The sequence below is a fragment of the Mycolicibacterium xanthum genome (genome assembly GCF_019710635.1).
GTDB lineage: Bacteria > Actinomycetota > Actinomycetes > Mycobacteriales > Mycobacteriaceae > Mycobacterium > Mycobacterium xanthum.
This window is the reverse complement of record NZ_JAIFZS010000029.1, coordinates 49,218-66,849: the sequence shown is the minus strand read 5'-3', so window position 1 is coordinate 66,849 and position 17,632 is coordinate 49,218. Positions and strand designations below refer to the sequence as shown.

Sequence of the window (17,632 nt, the reverse complement as noted above, 5' to 3'; positions counted from 1 at the left end):
GTTTCAAATGTGACTGACGTGGGTAGGTCCTCGCGGCTCTGTTCCCGGGGTGTTTACTGCCCCGCTCGGCGGGGCATTTCTCATGAAGTTCACGGGTGACTCTGACGCAATCGCTAGGTGCGCCGAGCAGGCTGAAGATATCTCGAGTTGAGCGGAGGGCGATGAAGGTGACGACGAATACCGCCGCCAATGTTGTCTGTCTGGAATCCCATCCCGCCTGGCGGGCGGCCCAGCGGCGCGCGTGCGAGCTCGAGGCGGCCATGCGCAGGCACCCGTCGTTTCAGTCCAGGCTGGAGTCCGACGCACCCCACCTGCACAGCGTCTAGACCTACGCGACAAAGGCCTACGCGACAAAGGGGCGTCCCTGGTGGGGCGCCCCGTTGTGCGTGCACTACTTGTCGCCGAGCGTGCGGTCACTGCTTTGCTTGCCGCCGGTCTGGCGCGGTCACTACTTGTCTCCGAGCGTGCGGTCACTGCGAATTTCGAGCGGATTCTTCGCGCTGAGTTCACGTTGGGTGCATGACGAAGGGGCGCCCCTTGCGGGGCGCCCCTGGTGCGCGGCGGTGCGCGCTATCGGACATCTGTGTCCCGATGTACTTCTCGCTTCGTTACTTGACGTCGACGTAGTAGACCTTGCCGGTGATGACGTTCTGCCGGATGGAGTCGTCATCGGAACTCCAGACCTGGCCGCGCAGGTCGGCGCCGGGCTGGATGCCCACCACGGTGGCCTGCGACAGCGGGGTGTCGGAGAGCCGGTTGACGATGACCCGGTTGCCCTGGTCCTCGAGCTGGCTGATGGTCGCGTCGGCGTTGCCTCCGGCGCTGGGGGCGGCGGCGGCCGGGGCGGCCAGCCCCAGTACGGCGGCGCCCAGAGCGGCGGCTACGGCGGTGATGGTGAAGGTGATGTTCTTCATGGTGGTTGCTCTTCCCTGTGTCAGGTCGGAGCCGTGGAGCGAATCGCGCGGTTTCGACTTCGTGTGCTGATCTTGTCCGATCTGATCGGTAAAACCCGCAGCTCACCGGCATCATTTCCGTTGGCAGAAATTGAACGACCGCTGGCAGAAACCAGACGGCTGGCGCGCTACAGGCGGGTGTCGGCGAGGTCGACGCTGCCCAGGTATGGGCCGCCGATGCTGCCCATCCAGAGCCGGCCGTCCGCCTCGACCAGGCCGGTCACCATGTCGAACGACGGATGGGTGGTGCGCAGCCCAGCCACGGCGTCCCCGGTGTCCGGGTCGAACGCGACGGCCCACACCACCGACTCCGGCTTGGGTTTGAGCGAATCCGGCAGCCCCCACACCACCTTCCGCAACACCGGCGGCCCGGCGGCCAGTCGGTCGGCGAGCGGGTTGGCCGGCGTCACCATCGCACACCAGATCCGCCCGTCGGCACCCGTCGACAGGTTGTCCGGCATGGCCGGCAGGTTCTCGACGAGCGGCGTCACCGACCCGGCCCGAGGCCCGGTCAACCAGTACTTCGACAGCCGCCTGCCCTGGGTCTCGGCGAACACCAGCGCCGAGCCGTCCGTGGTGGGGGTCAACCCGTTGGCGAAGTACAGGCCGTCGAACAGCGTGGTCACCGCGCCGTCCGGGCCGAGGCGGTGCAGCGCGCCGCGGCCGCGGGCCTCCAGGATCGCGCCGAGGTAATGGGCCACGGTGAACGCGCTGGTGGACTCGGTGAAGTACACGGCGCCGTCGGCCGTCTGCGTGACGTTGGAGCAGAACTGCAGCGGACGCCCGCCGATGCGGTCGACCAGCGTCTCGATCCGGCCGGTGCCGGTGTCCACCGCGAGCAGACCCCGCGGGCTGTCGCACACCAGCAGTCGGCCGTCGGCCGCGAAGGACAGGCCCAGCGGGCGACCACCGGTGTTCGCGACGACCGTCGTGCCGCCGTCACGCGCCAACCGCACGATGCCGCCGTCCAGCGCGCCGGTCCACAGCTGCCCGTCGGCGTCGACGACGATGTCTTCCGGCTCACCGCCGGGGATGCGGACGAGCGTGGGCACCGGCGCCGGGAACTGCGGAAGCGGCTCGATCGGCGGCGCCTGCCACCTCACCGGGTCGACGGGTGGTCTCGATGCGCGTGAAAACACGCCCCCGAGTCTCGCCGAAATGGCATTCCGGCAGGCCCACACTCGCAAATCCGCTGCCGGAATGCCAGTTCGGCGCAAGAGCTACATCCGGGCGGAGCCTGGGCACCGCATGGGGTCGAAGGTGCCCAGCCGGAGCCGCCCAGCCAAGAGCCGCCCAGCCAGCGCCGCGCGACGAGCGTGGGCCTGCGGGTGGTCGTGGCCCCGCTCAGTGCCAGGCGTCGCCGCGGGTCTGCAGCTGGTCCCACGCCCGGCTCAGCACGCTGCGCAGGATCTGCTCGATCTGGTCGAACTCGGCTTGGCCGCTGATCAGCGGCGGCGCGAGCTGGATCACCGAGTCGCCGCGATCGTCGGCCCGGCAGTACAGGCCGGACTCGAACAGCTCCGTCGACAGGAAGCTGCGCAACAGCCATTCGCTGAGTTCGTCGTCGAGCACCTGCTTGGTGGCCTTGTCCCTGACCAGCTCGATGCCGTAGAAGTAGCCCTCGCCACGGACATCGCCGACGATCGGCAGGTCGAGCAGTTTCTCCAGCGTGGCGCGGAAGGCCGGGGCGTTCTGCTTCACGCGGTCGTTGAGGCCCTCGCGCTCGAAGATGTCGAGGTTGGCCAGCGCCACCGCGGCGGAGACGGGGTGTCCGCCGAACGTGTAGCCGTGGGTGAACGTGGTCTTGCCGTCGTTGAACGGCTCGAAGAGGCGATCGCTGGCGATCATCGCGCCGATCGGCGAGTACCCCGAGGTCATGCCCTTGGCGCAGGTGATGATGTCGGGCACGTAGCCGAAGTCGTCGCAGGCGAACATCGAACCGATCCGCCCGAACGCACAGATCACCTCGTCGGAGACCAACAGCACGTCGTACTCGTCGCAGATCTCCCGCACGCGTTCGAAGTACCCGGGCGGCGGCGGGAAACACCCGCCGGCATTCTGCACGGGTTCCAGGAACACCGCGGCCACCGAGTCGGGGCCTTCGAACTCGATCGCCTCGGCGATCCGGTCGGCCGCCCACTGGCCGAATGCCTTCTCGTCCTTGTCATATGGCGCCGGGGCACGGTAGAAGTTGGTGTTGGGCACCCGGAACCCGCCCGGCGTGATCGGCTCGTACGGCGCCTTGAACGTCGGCAGGCCGGTGATCGCCAACGCGCCGTGCGGGGTGCCGTGATAGGCGATGGAACGCGAGATCGCCTTGTACTTACCGGGTTTGCCGGTGAGCTTGAAATAGTGTTTGGCCAGCTTCCAGGCCGATTCGACCGCTTCGCCGCCGCCGGTGGTGAAGAACACCCGGTTCAGATCGCCCGGGGCATAGTTCGCCAGCCGTTCCGCGAGCTCGATCGCCGTCGGGGTGGCGTAGGACCAGAGCGGGAAGAACGCAAGCTTCTCCGCCTGCTTGGCCGCGGCCTCGGCGAGTTCCTGTCGGCCGTGGCCGGCTTGCACGACGAAAAGGCCTGAGAGCCCGTCGATATAGCTCTTGCCCTTGTCGTCCCAGATGGTCACCCCCTCGCCGCGGGTGATGATCGGCGGCGTGATGCCCGCGCCGTGGCGGGCGAAGTGCCCCCACAGGTGGCGGTTGGCCTTGGTGCCCAGTTCGGCGGAAATCTCTTGCACGGTATCGGTGGTTGTCATCGTGTTCCCCAATTGTATTGCTGCTTGACAAGTCTCAGGTAAACCAGGGTTTCGGTGGCTATCACTCCCGGTAGCGCGCGGATCTGGGTGTTGAGCAGTTCGAGCAGTCCGTCGTCGTCCTCGCAGACCACCTCGACGATGGCGTCGAAGGAGCCGGCGGTCAGGACCACGTAGTCGACGGAATCGATCGCGGCGAGCTTCTCGGCGATCTTGGTGGTGTCCCCCGTGCAGCGGATGCCGATCATCGCCTGCCGGGCGAACCCGAGCTGCATCGGATCGGTGACCGCGACGATCTGCATGACCCCGGCATCGACCATGCGCTGGACACGCTGGCGCACCGCGGCCTCGGACAGCCCGACCGACTTGCCGATGCCCGCGTAGGAGCGCCGGCCGTCCTGTTGCAGCTTCTCGATGATGGCCTTGGACAGGTCATCGAGCTGGAACGCGGCGCCCGGCCGGGACTGGTTGACTCGGAACGAGGCGGGGCCGACCGAATGCGGAGCCCCCGGGTTAGCCATGCTTGTGATTGTGCACGGAATCCGTCGCGGCAGGCAACCACGACCATGAAATCGCGCGTAGCGGGTTGTCGGGGCTGCCGGAATGCGTAGCCATGCCCGGCAGCGCGCGATAGCGTGGAGGAATGAGCGTCGTTCCCTCTTCGACCGTCACTCCCCGCCTGGCCAGCAGCTGGATCGACGGCGCGCCGGTGCAGACGGGTGGCGCCCCGCACGTGCTGGTCAACCCGGCCACCGGGGCGCCCGTCGCCGAGTATGCGCTGGCCCAGCCGGCCGACGTGGACGCCGCGGTCGCGTCGGCTCGCAGCGCGCTGCGGCAGTGGGCGGGTGCGACCCCCGCCGAGCGCTCGGCGGTGCTGGCCAAGCTGGCCAAGCTGGCCGACGAGGCGGCCGACACCCTGGTCGCCGAGGAGGTCAGCCAGACCGGCAAGCCGGTGCGGCTGGCCACCGAGTTCGATGTACCGGGCAGTGTGGACAACATCGACTTCTTCGCCGGTGCCGCCCGTCACCTCGAGGGCAAGGCGTCGGCCGAGTACTCCGGCGACCACACCTCGTCGATCCGCCGCGAGGCCGTCGGGGTGGTCGCCACCATCACGCCGTGGAACTATCCGCTGCAGATGGCGGTGTGGAAGGTGTTGCCCGCGTTGGCCGCCGGGTGTTCGGTGGTGATCAAGCCGGCCGAGATCACCCCGTTGACGACGCTGACGCTGGCCCGGCTGGCCTCCGAGGCCGGTCTGCCCGACGGCGTGTTCAACGTGGTGACCGGTGCCGGGGTGGATGTGGGAACCCGGCTGGCCGGCCATCCCGACGTCGACATGGTCACCTTCACCGGGTCGACGCCGGTCGGGCGAAAGGTCATGCTCGCGGCGGCGGCGCACGGCCATCGCACCCAGCTGGAACTGGGCGGCAAGGCGCCGTTCGTGGTGTTCGACGACGCCGATCTCGATGCCGCGATCCAGGGTGCGGCGGCCGGCGCGCTGATCAACACCGGGCAGGACTGCACCGCGGCCACCAGGGCGATCGTGTCGGCCGGCCTGTACGACGACTTCGTCGCCGGGGTCGAGGAGGTGTTCGCCAAGATCGTCGTCGGTGAGCCCGGCGACCCGGACACCGATCTGGGCCCGCTGATCTCGCTGGCGCACCGTGCCAAGGTGGCCGGCATGGTCGAGCGGGCACCGGCCGAGGGCGGGCGCATCGTCACCGGCGGGGTGGCGCCCGACGGGCCGGGGTCGTTCTACCGGCCGACGCTGATAACCGACGTGTCGGAGTCCGCCGAGGTGTGGCGCGACGAGATCTTCGGGCCGGTGCTGACGGTGCGCCCGTTCACCGACGACGACGACGCCATCCGGCAGGCCAACGACACCGCCTACGGCCTGGCCGCCTCGGCGTGGACGCGTGACGTGTACCGCGCGCAGCGGGCGTCGCGGGAGATCCACGCGGGCTGCGTGTGGATCAACGACCACATCCCGATCATCTCCGAGATGCCGCACGGCGGGTTCGGCGCCTCGGGTTTCGGCAAGGACATGAGCCAGTACTCGCTCGAGGAGTACCTGTCCATCAAGCACGTGATGAGCGACATCACCGGCGTGGTCGACAAGGCCTGGCACCGAACGATTTTCACCAAGCGCTAAGTGCACGCGGGCGAGGATGCGCGCGACCGCCGGTATTCGGCGCGGCCGGGGTGGCCGTCGGGCAGTTCCTCTCGGACGACCACCACCATGTCCACGGTGGCATCGAAAGTCCCGGCGAGCGCGGCTTTCTCCGATCCACCTTCCGCTCTGGCGAGCCGGCCGGTCGGCCCGCGGTGGGTGAACGACGGGCGGTTCGCTGCGACGGTGCCGGGACACCCCGGATACGTCCCGTGCTCGACCAGGGCCGCCCAGGGTGGCCGAAGGCTGACGCATCCCTGACGATTCAGCTCGGCGGCTTGCCCGCTGTGGCGGAATGACGGACGCTTCGGGCACGAGAACACCGCGAGATCGGGCACGAGAACACCGCGAGAACCCGAGGTGAGGTCCACCCTGCTGCATCGAATCGCCGCGCTGGCCATCGCTGCGCCTCGTCGGATAGTGGCGGCCGCGGCGGTGCTGATGGCCGCAGCGGCGGTGTTCGGGATCCCGGTGGCAAACAGCCTCACCGCAGGCGGGTTCCAGGATCCGACGTCGGAATCCGCCCGTGCGACGGGCATCCTGGCCGAGACGTTCGGTCGTGGCGACTTACAGCTGGTGTTCACCCTCACCGGGCCGGACCCTGCCGCCGCGCCCCCCGCCCGCCAGATCGTCGAGCGGCTCGAGTCCGACCCGAACGTCGTCGACGTCGTCTCCGCCTGGACCTCACCCCCGCAGGCCGCGGCAGCCCTGCGCAGTGAGGACGGTGCGACGGGATTGATCATCGCCGAGTTGCTCGGCGGTGAGGACGAAGCCCCGCAGACCGCCCGCGCGCTCGCCGAGGACGTCGAGGCGACGATCGTGGCCGGGCTGGAGGGTGTCGAGGTGAGCGCCGGGGGATCGGCGATGGTGTACGCGCAGATCAACTCCCAGACCCAGCGCGATGTGCTGCTGATGGAGGCCATCGCGATCCCGCTGAGCTTCCTCGTGCTGGTGTGGGTCTTCAAGGGCCTGCCGGCCGCGGCGCTGCCGGTGGCCGTCGGCGCGTTGGCGATCGTGGGGTCGATGTCGGTGCTGCGGTTGATCGCACTGGGCGCTGACGTGTCGATCTTCGCGCTGAACCTGACCACGGCGCTCGGGCTGGCGCTGGCGATCGACTACACGCTGCTCATCGTCAGCCGGTTCCGCGACGAGGTCGCCGCCGGCGCCGAGCGCGAGCGGGCGCTGATCACCACGATGATCACCGCGGGACGCACCGTGGCGTTCTCGGCGTTGACGGTGGCGCTGTCGATGGCGGCGATGGTGCTGTTCCCGATGTATTTCCTGAAGTCGTTCGCCTATGCCGGGGTGGCCACCGTGGCGCTGTGCGCGGTGGCGGCCATCGTGGTGACCCCGGCGGCGATCATGCTGCTCGGTGATCGGCTCGACGCGATGGACGTCCGCCGGCTGCTGCGTCGCCGGCCCGAGCCGACCGAGGTGCAGCAACGGTTCTGGTACCGGTCGACGAAGTTCGTCACCCGGCGGGCGGTGGCGGTGGCGCTGGCCGGCACCGCGGCGCTGCTGTGTCTGGGTCTGCCGTTCCTACGGGTCCAGTGGGGGCTGCCCGACGAACGGGTGCTGCCGTCCACGGCGTCGGCCCATCAGGTCGGAGACGCGCTACGCACCCGGTTCTCCGACAACTCCGAGGCCGCGATCACCGTGGTGGTGCCCGACGCGGCCGGGCTGAGTCCGCGGGACTTCGAGGACTACGCGCTGGCTGCCTCCCGGATCGCCGACGTGTCGACGGTCAGCGCGCCGAGCGGCACCTACGCCGGCGGTGCCCGGGTCGGCCCGCCGTCCGGTGCGGCCGCAACCGCCGACGGTGCGGCGTTCCTGACCGTCGGCAGCACCGCGGCGGTGTTCTCCGAGGCCTCGGAGAATCAACTCGACGAACTGCGCGCGTTGGCCGGCCCGGGCGGCCGCGACGTCGCGGTCACCGGAATCGCGCAGGTCAAACGTGACAGCGTCGCCGCTATCGGAGCGCGGCTACCCCTGGTGCTGGGCATCATCGCGGCCATCACGTTCGTCCTGTTGTTCGCGCTGACCGGCAGCGTCGTGCTTCCGATCAAGGCGCTGATCCTCAACGTGTTGTCGCTGACCGCGGCGTTCGGCGCGCTGGTGTGGATCTTCCAGGAGGGTCACCTCGGCGCGTTCGGGACGACACCGACGGGGACGCTGGTGGCCAACATGCCGGTGCTGTTGTTCTGCATCGCGTTCGGTCTGTCGATGGACTACGAGGTGTTCATCCTCGCCCGCATCCGCGAGTTCTGGCTGGCCGGCGGGCGCACCCGGGCCGACAACGACGAGAGCGTCGCGCTGGGTCTGGCCCACACCGGGCGGGTGGTCACCGCTGCGGCGTTGATCATGTCCATCTCGTTCGGCGCGTTGATCGCCGCGCAGGTCTCGTTCATGCGGATGTTCGGCCTGGGTCTGACGCTGGCCGTGCTGGTGGACGCCACCCTGGTGCGGATGGTGCTGCTGCCGGCGTTCATGCATCTGATGGGTCGGTGGAACTGGTGGGCGCCGGCCGCGCTGACCCGGCGACCCCCGGGCCGGCACGCCGCCCGAAATTGATCAGCGCGTCACCCATCCAATCGGATTACTGCTCCGAATAGCGATGTGAAAGGCCGAGGGGAACATCACAGAAGGAGCGGTCGTTTGGACAGGGGAGAGCGATCGGGGGCGCGTCTGATGACGAAGAACGGGTGGGGTGGATCGTCGGTCGGCCTGGCGGCATGGCGCGACGACGTGCGCGATGCGGTGCGCGAACACGTGGATCGGTTCGTGCGCGACGAGTGCGCGGCCCGGCTCGATGACGCCGGTATCGGGGTGGCCGGCCGGCTGCTGTGCAGTTTCCTCGACGGCGGCAAGTGTGTGCGCTCGACGTTCATGTATCTGGGCTGGCTGTGCGGGGCCGCCGACGACGATGCGGCGCTGCGGGCATCGGCCAGCCTGGAGCTGCTGCATGCGTTTGCGTTGATGCAGGACGACGTCATGGACGGTTCACCGATGCGCCGGTCCCGGCCGGCTGCACATGTGGTGTTCGCCCGGTGGCATCGCGACCGGGCGATGGCCGGGTCCCCGGAACGGTTCGGTGAGTCCGCGGCGACCCTGCTCGGCGACCTGTGCCTGGTGTGGGCTGAGGAGATGCTGCGCCGCAGCGGGGTCGGCGACGCCGCGCTGGCCCGGGTGTGGCCCCGCTACGACGCCATGCGCACCGAGCTGGCGATCGGCCAGTTCTGCGATCTGGTCAACAGCTGCCAGACCTACCCGACGCTGGACCAGGTGCTCGACGTGCTGCGCCGCAAGTCCGGCAACTACACCGTGCGCCGGCCACTCGAGCTCGGCGCGGCGATGGCCGGGTGCCCGCGTAGCGTGCTCGACGCGCTGTCGGGTTACGGGTCGGCGATCGGTGAGGCGTTCCAGCTGCGCGACGACATCCTCGGGGTGTTCGGTACCCCGTCGCTGACCGGAAAGTCCGCCGGCACAGACATCGAGGACCGCAAGGCCACCAGTGTCATCGTCGCCGCCTACGAGTTGGCCGACTCCCCGCTGCGCCGCCAGCTCGCCGACCTGATGGCCGCCCCGCAGATCGATGCCGCGGCCGTCGAACACTGGCGCAACCTGATCGTGGCCAGCGGCGCGGTACAGCGCATCGAAGACCTCATCGCCGACCGGCACGCCGAGGCACTGAGCCACCTCGAGCGGGTCGCGCTCGACGACCGGCCCCGCGCCGCGCTGGCCGACATGGCCGTCGCCTGCACCCAGCGGGCCGCCTGATGCGCACCGTCAGCGGAAGAACCGACCGGGTCGTGGTCGTCGGTGCCGGGCTGTCGGGCCTGTCGGCGGCACTGCAGCTGGCCGGTCGCGGTCGTGCGGTCACCGTCGTCGAGCGCGGCGAGCATCCCGGCGGCCGGGTCGGCCGCGCCGATATCGCCGGCTATCGCATCGACACCGGCCCCACCGTGCTGACCATGCCCGACATCATCGATGACGCGTTCGCCGCCGTCGGGCGTTCGTTACCGGATTGTCTGCCGCTGGACCCGGTCGCCCCTGCCTACCACGCCGGCTTCGCCGACGGCAGCGCGCTGACCGTGCACACCGACGCCGCGGCGATGGCCACCGAGATCGAACGGTTCGCCGGACGCGCCGACGCCGACGGCTACCTGCGGCTGCGGGAGTGGCTGACGACGTTGTACCGCACCGAGTTCGACGGCTTCATCGCCGCCAACTTCGACTCCCCGTTGTCGCTGTTGACCCCCCAGCTGGCCCGCCTCGTCGCCCTCGGCGCCTTCCGCCGGTGGGAACCGTTGATGCGCAGGTTCATCCACGACGAAAGGCTGTTGCGGGTATTCACCTTCCAGGCGCTCTACGCCGGGGTGCCGCCCCAGAGCGCGCTGGCGGTGTACGCGGTGATCGCCTACATGGACACCGTGGCCGGCGTGTACTTCCCGCGCGGCGGGATGCGGGCACTGCCGGATGCGATGGCCGCGGCCGCCGCCGATGCCGGCGTCGAGTTCGTCTACGGGGCAACGGTTTCCGATCTGGAGTTCGCCGGATCGCGGGTGAGCGCGGTGCGCACCGTCGACGGGCGGCGAGTGCCCGCCGACGCGGTCGTGCTCACCACCGAGCTGCCCGACACCTACCGGATGCTCGGCCGCACACCGCGGCGGTTGCTGCGGCACCGGGCCGCGCCGTCGGCGGTGGTCGCCCACGTCGGATGCGCACAGGTCGACCCCGGGGTGGGCCACCACACCATCCTGTTCGGACACGCCTGGCACCAGACGTTCTCCGACATCATCGACGACGGCCGGGTGATGGGCGATCCGTCGCTGCTGGTGACCCGCCCGACCGCCGGGGACCCGTCGCTGGCCCCGGCCGGTCGTGACCTGCTCTATGTGCTGGCCCCGGCGCCCAACACCGATGTCGGCACGGTGGACTGGAACACGGCCGAAGCCGGCTATGTGGATCGGATGCTCGGCGTGGTCCGCGCCCGGATGCCCGGGGTCGCCGAGGACGCCGAGATCCTGCACGTGGTCACCCCGGCCGACTGGCGCCGGCAGGGCATGGCGGCCGGGTCACCGTTCGCGCTGGCGCATACTTTCGCCCAGACCGGGCCGTTCCGGCCCGCCAACACCGTCCGCGGCATCGACAATGTCGTGCTCGCAGGCTCCTCGACGGTCCCCGGTGTCGGGGTCCCGACCGCGATCCTGTCCGGCCGGCTGGCCGCCGACCGGGTCACCGGTGTCGTTGCCCCTCGCCCAACATCAGAGGTGAACCGCTCATGATCAGCACCGAGCTCGACGCCGCCGGCGTCCGGGAACCGTCGTTGCGTGCGGCCTACGAGCACTGCCGCTCCGTCAACGCCCGGCACGGCAAGACGTTCTTCCTGGCCACCCGGCTGCTGGCGCCACGGCAGCGTCCCGCGGTGCACGCCCTGTACGGGTTCGCCCGCGGGGCCGACGACATCCTCGACGATTTCGACGCCCGCAGTCCGGAACAGCGCGCCGAGCAGTTGCAGCAGCTGTCCACCCGGCTGTTCAACAGCCTGGTGCAGAATCGGCGCGGCGACGACAACCCGACGCTGACCGCGGTGGTGCACACGGCGCGCAGGTACGACATCGGCTGGGATCTGTTCGACGACTTCCTGGCGTCGATGCGGATGGACCTGACCGTCACCGACTATCCGGACCGAAAGTCGCTGGAGCGCTACATGTATGGCTCGGCCGAGGTGATCGGTCTGCAGCTGCTGCCGGTGCTGGGCACGGCGGGGCCGCGGGAGGAGGCGGCGCCGTATGCGGCGGCGTTGGGAAAAGCGTTCCAGCTGACCAACTTCCTGCGTGACATCGACGAGGACCTGTCCCGTGGCCGGGTTTACCTGCCCGCAGACGAGCTGGCCGCCCACGGGGTGGACCGCGATCTGCTGACGTGGTGTCGGGCCAACCGGCGCACCGACGTGCGGGTGCGCGCGGCACTGGCCGAGCAGCACGCGATCACCCGCGCGGTCTACGACCAGGCCCGGCCCGGTATCCAGGAGCTGGCACCTGCGTCGCGGCCGTGTGTGGCGGCCGCGTTGACGCTGTACTCGGAGATCCTCGACAGCATCGAAGCCGTCGACTTCGAGATCTTCGGCCGGCGGGCCACCGTCGGTAAGCCGCGGCGGCTGGCGGTGGCGGTGACCGGTCTGGCCGGGGCATGGGTCAACCGGATCCGGTACGGGGGTGTGTGAGGGGTGGATCGCTGGCAGTACCTGATCGTTCTCGGGGCGTGTCTGCTCATCACCGCGCCACTGGAATTCTTCGGGGCCGGGGTGTATCGCCGCCCGCGCCTGCTGGCCGCGGCGCTGCTGCCGGTCGCCGCGGTGTTCCTGGTGTGGGACGTCATCGCCGTCGCCGCGGACGTGTGGTGGTACAACCCGCTCTACATCACCGGCGTGATCGCCCCCGGGGACCTGCCGCTCGAGGAGGTGCTGTTCTTCGTGGTGATCCCGCTGTGCGGCCTGCTGACCTACAACGCCGTCGACACCATCCTGTCGGCGCTGCGCCGGCAGCGCGGGAAGGCCGTCCAGAACAACGAAGAGACGAGCGACATCCGATGATCGGCCTGGGCTATACGCTGCCGGTGGTGCTGGCGGTGGTGCTCGTGTGCGTGCTGGAACTTGCCGTGTTGCGTACCGGGCTGTTCCGCCGTCCCGCGTACTGGATCTCGATGGTGATCGTGATGGGCTTCCAGATACCCGTCGACGGGTGGCTGACCAAGCTGTCGGCGCCGCTGGTGCTCTACAGCGACGACCACTTCAGCGGGGTGCGCTTCCCGTGGGATATCCCGGTGGAGGACTTCCTGTTCGGCTTCGCGCTGGTGACTGCGGTGCTCCTGCTCTGGGAGCGCGGCCGGATCCGGGCGGGGGAGCGGGGCCGGATCCGGGCGGGGGAGCGGCAGTGACCGCCGAGCGTCTCGACCGGCGCCGACAGACGATTCCCGGCGCGCCCGGGCTACTGCGGGCGCCCGAGGGCGAACCGCGCCCGCGCGTCGTGGTCGTCGGTGCCGGCATCGCCGGCCTGGCGGCGGCGACCGGGCTGGCCGAACGTGGTGTGGCCGTGGACGTCGTGGAGCAGCACGGCTACCTCGGGGGTCGGGTCGGCGGCTGGCCCGATGTGCTGGCCGACGGCTCGCCCGCGGCGATGAACCGCGGCTTCCACGCCTTCTTCCGGCAGTACTACAACCTGCGGGAGCTGTTGCGGCGCAGCGACAGCCGGCTGAGCGCGCTGACACCGGTCGAGGACTACCCGCTGATCGACGGCGCCGGTCGCACCGACACGTTCCGGGGGCTGCCCACCACGCCGCCGTTGAACGCCCTGGTGTTCGCGCTGCGCAGCCCGACGTTCACGCTGCGCGACCTGCTGGGGTTGGACGCCAGGGCCGCCGCGCCGCTGGCGGCGGTGTCGGTGCCGCAGACCTACGAGCTGCTCGACGACCGCGACGCCGCGACCTTCCTGCGTGACATCAACTTCCCCGACGCGGCCCGGCATCTGGCGTTCGAGGTGTTCGCCCGCAGCTTCTTCGCGCGGCCGGAGGCGCTGTCGGCCGGTGAACTGGTCACGATGTTCCACATCTATTTCCTGGGTTCCAGCGAAGGTTTGATCTTCGACGTTGCGAACGCGAACTTCGATGTCGCACTGTGGAATCCGTTGCGGTCCTATCTGGAGGGGCTGGGTGCGCGGTTCCACACCGGGATCACGGTGCAGACGGTGTCGAGCGGGCGCGGGGTGACCGTCACGACGACGGGTCCGCAGTTCGAGGCAGATGCCGTGGTGCTGGCCACCGATGTCGCGGGGTTGCGCAGCATCGTGGCGTCCTCGCCGTCGCTGGGTGACGGGCCGTGGCGCGATCGGGTCGCCGCGATGGGCACCGCGCCGCCGTTCGTCGTGCTGCGGCTGTGGCTGGACCGTGCCGTGCGCTCCGACCGCGCCCCGTTCGTCGGGACAGGAGGGCGGGAACCCCTGGACAATGTGAGCGTGGTCGACCGTTACGAGGCCCAGGCCGCGCAGTGGGCTGCCCGCACGGGTGGTTCGGTGGTCGAATTGCACGCCTACTCGGTATCCGACGAGGACAGCGACGACATCGTGCGCAAGGCGCTGCTCGAGCGCATGCACGAGCTCTACCCCGAGACCGTCGACGCGACGATCGTCGACGAGCGGCTACTGCGTCACGCCGACTGCCCGCGCTTCGCGCCCGGCGACTTCGCCGGCCGGCCCACGGTGGACACCCCCGACCCGCGGGTCGTGCTGGCCGGCGACGGCATCCGCGTCGACGCGCCGGTGGCGTTGATGGAACGCGCCGCCACCACCGGCTGGAGCGCGGCCAACCAGCTGCTCGGCGGGTTCGGCCTGGCCGGTCACCCGTTGCAGACGGTGCCCAACCGGGGCCGTTCGGCGCTGCTGCGCCGGCTGGCCGGGGCCGCGCGGTGAGCGCGGTCTCGCGCTGGCGGGACAGGCTGGCCGGTTCGCTGTCCAAGGCGTGGCCGTTCGAGGTGCTCGCCCCGATGGACTGGGCGGCCCAGGCCCCGACCTGGCAGGACGCCGATCCCGCGGTGATCGAGGCGGCCTACGCCCGCGCGCAGCACCGGCCGGGCGGCAACTGGTTCGTCTTCGCGGCCAGCTCGGACGTCACCGACGCGGCGTTGGGGACGACGGTGGCGGGCCGCGAGGTGGTGGCGTGGCGGGCCGCAGACGGGGCGTTGCAGGTCGCGCCGCGGGCCTGCCCGCACCTGGGAGCCGATCTCGCGCTGGCCTCCGTGGACTGCGGCGAGCTGGTGTGCCCGTGGCACGGCCTGCGGCTGGGCCGGCGTCGGCACGGTACGTGGAAGCCCTACCCGGCACACGACGACGGCGTGTTGTGCTGGGTGCGCGTCGACGGGCCCGCCGACGTGGCCCCGTCGGCGACGCCGATCGCGCCGGTCCGACCGCCCGCGCCGGCCATTGCAGCGGTCACCCGGCTCGAGGGGGTGTGCGAGCCGCGCGACATCGTGTCCAACCGGCTCGATCCGTGGCACGGCGCCTGGTTCCATCCGCACTCGTTCACCCGGCTGCGGGTGCTCAGCGCGCCGCCCGTCGATGCCGACCTGCCCGAGGAACTCGACAAGTTCGTCGTCGAGGTGACGTTCCGGATCGGCCGGTTGGGGGTGCCGGTCATCGCCGAATTCACCACACCGGGTCCGCGCACCGTGGTGATGCGCATCGTGGAGGGTGAAGGGCGAAGCAGCGTGGTGGAGACCCATGCCACACCCGTCGGTGTCGGTCCTGACGGGCGGCCCCGCACCGCCGTCGTCGAGGCGGTGATCGCGCACTCCGACCGGCCCCACTTCGGCAAGGGGCTGGTGGCTTCGCCACTGACCCGCCCGCTGATGAGTCACGCTGCGACCAGGCTCTGGCGCGACGACCTGGCCTACGCCGAGCGACTCTACGAGCTGAGGTCCTGACAGCCTTGTCCGATCCCTTCTGCAGCCAGCAGCGGAACCTGCTTGACCGCCCACGGGCTGATCGCCCAGCCGAGCCCCGCGGCGGCGCGCAGGTGATCCCACGGCACCCAGGTGTAGTCGGCGACCTCCTCGCGGTCGGCGCGCACCGGCCCGGTGACCCGCGCGCAGAACACCGGGCAGACCTCGTTCTCGACGATCCCGTCAGCGGCCACCGCGACGTAGCGGAAGTCCGGCAGGACGCAGCGCAGGGCGGTGATCCCGACGCCGAGTTCTTCGCTCACCCGGCGCCGTACGGCGGCGTCGATCGATTCGCCGGGGGCGGGATGGCCGCAGCACGAGTTCGTCCAGATCCCCGGGAACGTCTTCTTGCTGACAGCGCGCCGGGTCAGCAGCACCCACCCGGCATCGTCGAACAGGTAGCAGGAGAAGGCGAGGTGCAGCGGCGTCGACCCGTGGTGGATCTCCGATTTCGAGGCGGTGCCGATCGTCGTCCCCGCGTCGTCGAGAAGTACCACCATGTCCCGGGTGTCCATCGATGTCATGACAGTCATTCGGCGCCGCGCCCGGATCGGATGGGTGCGCAATGGCGGTAGTGCTCGCGTATACCGCGCCGGCCATTGGCCACCTGTTCCCGTTCTGCGCCCAGCTGGGCGAGCTGGCCGCCCGCGGCCACGAGATCCACACCCGGACGCTGGCGGACGGTGTCGACCTGTGCCGGGGCTTGGGTTTCAAAGCCGAGCCGGTGGACCGCCGGATCGAGGCCGTGCGGGATGCCGAGTCGCCCAGCGTGTTGCGCTCGGCGAGCAACGCCGTACGGGTGCTCACCGAGCGCGCGGGGCTCGAGATCGGCGACTTCACCCGCGCGGTACAGACGGTCGATCCCGACTTGGTGGTCGTCGACGCCAACTGTTGGGGTGCGATGTCGGCCGCCGAGGCGGGCCGGCGTCCGTGGACGGTGTTCTCCCCGTTCATCCCCTACCTGCGGGCCGCGGGTCTGCCGCCGTTCGGCGCCGGCAAGAAGCCGATGCCCGGGCCGGCGGGCCGGCTGCGCGACTGGGGCGTCGGCAGCGTCACCCGGGTGGTGTTCGACCGGCCGTTCCGCGTCGGGATGGCCCCGGTGCGCGCTTCACTGGGGCTGCCGCCGGTGCACACTGCCGACGCACTGTTGCGCCGCGCCCCGGCGATGCTGGTGACCACCGGAAAGCCGTTCGAGTATCCCGGCACCGATTGGGGAGATTCGGTGGCGATGATCGGGCCGGCGGATTTCGACCCGCCGGCCGATCGCCCGGCCTGGCTCGACGACATCGACGCCCCGATCGTGTTGGTGACCACGTCCTCGGTGCGCCAGGCCGACGAGGCGCTGGTTGGTGCCGCGGTGCAGGCCCTGGCCGGTGAACCCGTGCACGTGGTGGCCACCAGCCCCGCCGGCGGGGGTGCGGAGGTGACCCGGCGTCCCGGTCTCACGCTGGCCCGGTTCGTGCCGCATTCGCTGGTGCTCGACCGGGCGGTGTGTGTGATCACCCATGGCGGCATGGGGATCACCCAGAAGGCGCTGCGGCGCGGGATCCCGGTCTGCGCAGTGCCGTTCGGTCGCGATCAGTTCGAGGTCGCGCGCCGGGTGGAGATGGCCCGGTGCGGTACCCGCCTGCCGGCGCGGCGGCTCACCGTGTCCAGGCTGCGCGCGGCGGCGCAGCAGGCGATGACGATGACCGACGGTGCCGCCGCAGTGTCGGCCGGGTTCGCCGCGACCGGAGGAGTGGCCCGGGGCGCGGATCTGCTGGAGTCGCAGCTGTAGCCCCGCCCGCCTTCGTCAGCGCGCCGGACCCGATGGCGTGCTTCCTCGTCGGGCTCGTGCCTCGCCCGCCTTCGTCAGCGCGCGGGTCTGGATGGCGTGCTTCCTCGTCGGGCTCGTGCCTCGCCCGCCTTCGTCAGCGCGCGGGTCTGGATGGCGTGCTTCCTCGTCGGGCTCGTGCCTCGCCCGCCTTCGTCAGCGCGCGGGTCTGGATGGCGTGCTTCCTCGTCGGGCTCGTGCCTCGCCCGCCTTCGTCAGCGCGCGGGTCTGGATGGCGTGCTTCCTCGTCGGGCTCGTGCCTCGCCCGCCTTCGTCAGCGCGCGGGTCTGGATGGCGTGCTTCCTCGTCGGGCTCGTGCCTCGCCCGCCTTCGTCAGCGCGCGGGTCTGGATGGCGTGCTTCCTCGTCGGGCTCGTGCCTCGCCCGCCTTCGTCAGCGCGCGGGTCTGGATGGCGTGCTTCCTCGTCGGGCTCGTGCCTCGCCCGCCTTCGTCAG

The 17,632-nt window shown here is 70.4% G+C and carries 16 protein-coding genes; 11 read left to right on the top strand and 5 right to left on the bottom strand.

Annotation, left to right across the window (positions count from 1 at the left end):
* The first annotated feature begins 167 nt into the window (after positions 1 to 167).
* Positions 168 to 326 carry a hypothetical protein gene (locus JDV09_RS13145; RefSeq protein ID WP_221369574.1) on the top strand — a complete coding sequence of 53 codons (159 nt, stop codon included), beginning with the start codon at positions 168 to 170 and terminating at the stop codon, positions 324 to 326.
* A gap of 282 nt (positions 327 to 608) precedes the next feature.
* Here JDV09_RS13145 and JDV09_RS13140 read toward each other — a convergent pair whose 3' ends face one another.
* The 4 genes from JDV09_RS13140 to JDV09_RS13125 form a co-directional block, all read right to left on the bottom strand.
* Positions 609 to 914, bottom strand: coding sequence for a hypothetical protein (locus JDV09_RS13140; RefSeq protein ID WP_221369573.1), 306 nt, complete (start codon positions 912 to 914; stop codon positions 609 to 611).
* 167 nt (positions 915 to 1,081) lie between these two features.
* Positions 1,082 to 2,092: an SMP-30/gluconolactonase/LRE family protein gene (locus tag JDV09_RS13135; RefSeq protein ID WP_221369572.1), complete on the bottom strand. Its 1,011-nt coding sequence runs from the start codon at positions 2,090 to 2,092 to the stop codon at positions 1,082 to 1,084.
* Between the two features lie 205 nt (positions 2,093 to 2,297).
* Positions 2,298 to 3,707, bottom strand: coding sequence for an aspartate aminotransferase family protein (locus JDV09_RS13130; RefSeq protein WP_221369571.1), 1,410 nt, complete (start codon positions 3,705 to 3,707; stop codon positions 2,298 to 2,300).
* Entirely contained in the window at positions 3,704 to 4,225 is a 522-nt protein-coding gene (locus JDV09_RS13125) for an Lrp/AsnC family transcriptional regulator (protein WP_221369570.1), read from the bottom strand. Before JDV09_RS13125 ends, JDV09_RS13130 begins: the two co-directional genes overlap by 4 nt.
* A 122-nt stretch (positions 4,226 to 4,347) precedes the next feature.
* Between JDV09_RS13125 and JDV09_RS13120 the strand changes: the two genes are divergently transcribed.
* The 9 genes from JDV09_RS13120 (at position 4,348) to JDV09_RS13080 (ending at position 15,346) form a co-directional block, all read left to right on the top strand.
* Positions 4,348 to 5,853: a gamma-aminobutyraldehyde dehydrogenase gene (locus JDV09_RS13120; protein WP_221369569.1), complete on the top strand. Its 1,506-nt coding sequence runs from the start codon at positions 4,348 to 4,350 to the stop codon at positions 5,851 to 5,853.
* A 390-nt stretch (positions 5,854 to 6,243) separates the two neighbouring features.
* Positions 6,244 to 8,442: an MMPL family transporter gene (locus JDV09_RS13115; RefSeq protein WP_221369651.1), complete on the top strand. Its 2,199-nt coding sequence runs from the start codon at positions 6,244 to 6,246 to the stop codon at positions 8,440 to 8,442.
* A 117-nt stretch (positions 8,443 to 8,559) separates the two neighbouring features.
* Positions 8,560 to 9,648, top strand: a complete 1,089-nt coding sequence (locus tag JDV09_RS13110; protein WP_221369568.1) for a polyprenyl synthetase family protein — start codon at positions 8,560 to 8,562, stop codon at positions 9,646 to 9,648.
* Positions 9,648 to 11,156: a phytoene desaturase family protein gene (gene crtI / locus JDV09_RS13105; RefSeq protein WP_221369567.1), complete on the top strand. Its 1,509-nt coding sequence runs from the start codon at positions 9,648 to 9,650 to the stop codon at positions 11,154 to 11,156. The genes JDV09_RS13110 and crtI overlap by 1 nt, the downstream gene beginning before the upstream one ends.
* Positions 11,153 to 12,097 carry a phytoene/squalene synthase family protein gene (locus JDV09_RS13100; protein ID WP_221369566.1) on the top strand — a complete coding sequence of 315 codons (945 nt, stop codon included), beginning with the start codon at positions 11,153 to 11,155 and terminating at the stop codon, positions 12,095 to 12,097. Before crtI ends, JDV09_RS13100 begins: the two co-directional genes overlap by 4 nt.
* A gap of 3 nt (positions 12,098 to 12,100) precedes the next feature.
* Positions 12,101 to 12,466 carry a lycopene cyclase domain-containing protein gene (locus tag JDV09_RS13095; protein ID WP_221369565.1) on the top strand — a complete coding sequence of 122 codons (366 nt, stop codon included), beginning with the start codon at positions 12,101 to 12,103 and terminating at the stop codon, positions 12,464 to 12,466.
* Complete coding sequence (locus JDV09_RS13090; RefSeq protein ID WP_221369564.1) at positions 12,463 to 12,810, top strand: lycopene cyclase domain-containing protein; 348 nt, start codon at positions 12,463 to 12,465, stop codon at positions 12,808 to 12,810. Before JDV09_RS13095 ends, JDV09_RS13090 begins: the two co-directional genes overlap by 4 nt.
* Positions 12,807 to 14,336 carry an FAD-dependent oxidoreductase gene (locus JDV09_RS13085; protein ID WP_221369563.1) on the top strand — a complete coding sequence of 510 codons (1,530 nt, stop codon included), beginning with the start codon at positions 12,807 to 12,809 and terminating at the stop codon, positions 14,334 to 14,336. Before JDV09_RS13090 ends, JDV09_RS13085 begins: the two co-directional genes overlap by 4 nt.
* Complete coding sequence (locus tag JDV09_RS13080) at positions 14,333 to 15,346, top strand: DUF5914 domain-containing protein (RefSeq protein WP_308124115.1); 1,014 nt, start codon at positions 14,333 to 14,335, stop codon at positions 15,344 to 15,346. The genes JDV09_RS13085 and JDV09_RS13080 overlap by 4 nt, the downstream gene beginning before the upstream one ends.
* Here JDV09_RS13080 and idi read toward each other — a convergent pair.
* Positions 15,328 to 15,888: an isopentenyl-diphosphate Delta-isomerase gene (idi, locus tag JDV09_RS13075; protein WP_221369562.1), complete on the bottom strand. Its 561-nt coding sequence runs from the start codon at positions 15,886 to 15,888 to the stop codon at positions 15,328 to 15,330. The genes JDV09_RS13080 and idi overlap by 19 nt on opposite strands.
* Positions 15,889 to 15,929: 41 nt before the next feature.
* On the opposite strand from idi, the gene JDV09_RS13070 reads away from it, so the two are divergent.
* Entirely contained in the window at positions 15,930 to 17,141 is a 1,212-nt protein-coding gene (locus tag JDV09_RS13070; protein ID WP_221369561.1) for a nucleotide disphospho-sugar-binding domain-containing protein, read from the top strand.
* Positions 17,142 to 17,632 lie beyond the last annotated feature (491 nt).

Bases quoted from the DNA above. Each gene is read 5' to 3' on its own strand.
- JDV09_RS13140 (WP_221369573.1), bottom strand. From the start codon at position 914: ATGAAGAACATCACCTTCACCATCACCGCCGTAGCCGCCGCTCTGGGC.
- JDV09_RS13130 (WP_221369571.1), bottom strand. From the start codon at position 3,707: ATGACAACCACCGATACCGTGCAAGAGATTTCCGCCGAACTGGGCACC.
- JDV09_RS13125 (WP_221369570.1), bottom strand. From the start codon at position 4,225: ATGGCTAACCCGGGGGCTCCGCATTCGGTCGGCCCCGCCTCGTTCCGA.
- JDV09_RS13120 (WP_221369569.1), top strand. From the start codon at position 4,348: ATGAGCGTCGTTCCCTCTTCGACCGTCACTCCCCGCCTGGCCAGCAGC.
- JDV09_RS13110 (WP_221369568.1), top strand. From the start codon at position 8,560: ATGACGAAGAACGGGTGGGGTGGATCGTCGGTCGGCCTGGCGGCATGG.
- crtI (WP_221369567.1), top strand. From the start codon at position 9,648: ATGCGCACCGTCAGCGGAAGAACCGACCGGGTCGTGGTCGTCGGTGCC.
- JDV09_RS13100 (WP_221369566.1), top strand. From the start codon at position 11,153: ATGATCAGCACCGAGCTCGACGCCGCCGGCGTCCGGGAACCGTCGTTG.
- JDV09_RS13090 (WP_221369564.1), top strand. From the start codon at position 12,463: ATGATCGGCCTGGGCTATACGCTGCCGGTGGTGCTGGCGGTGGTGCTC.
- idi (WP_221369562.1), bottom strand. From the start codon at position 15,888: ATGACATCGATGGACACCCGGGACATGGTGGTACTTCTCGACGACGCG.
- JDV09_RS13070 (WP_221369561.1), top strand. From the start codon at position 15,930: ATGGCGGTAGTGCTCGCGTATACCGCGCCGGCCATTGGCCACCTGTTC.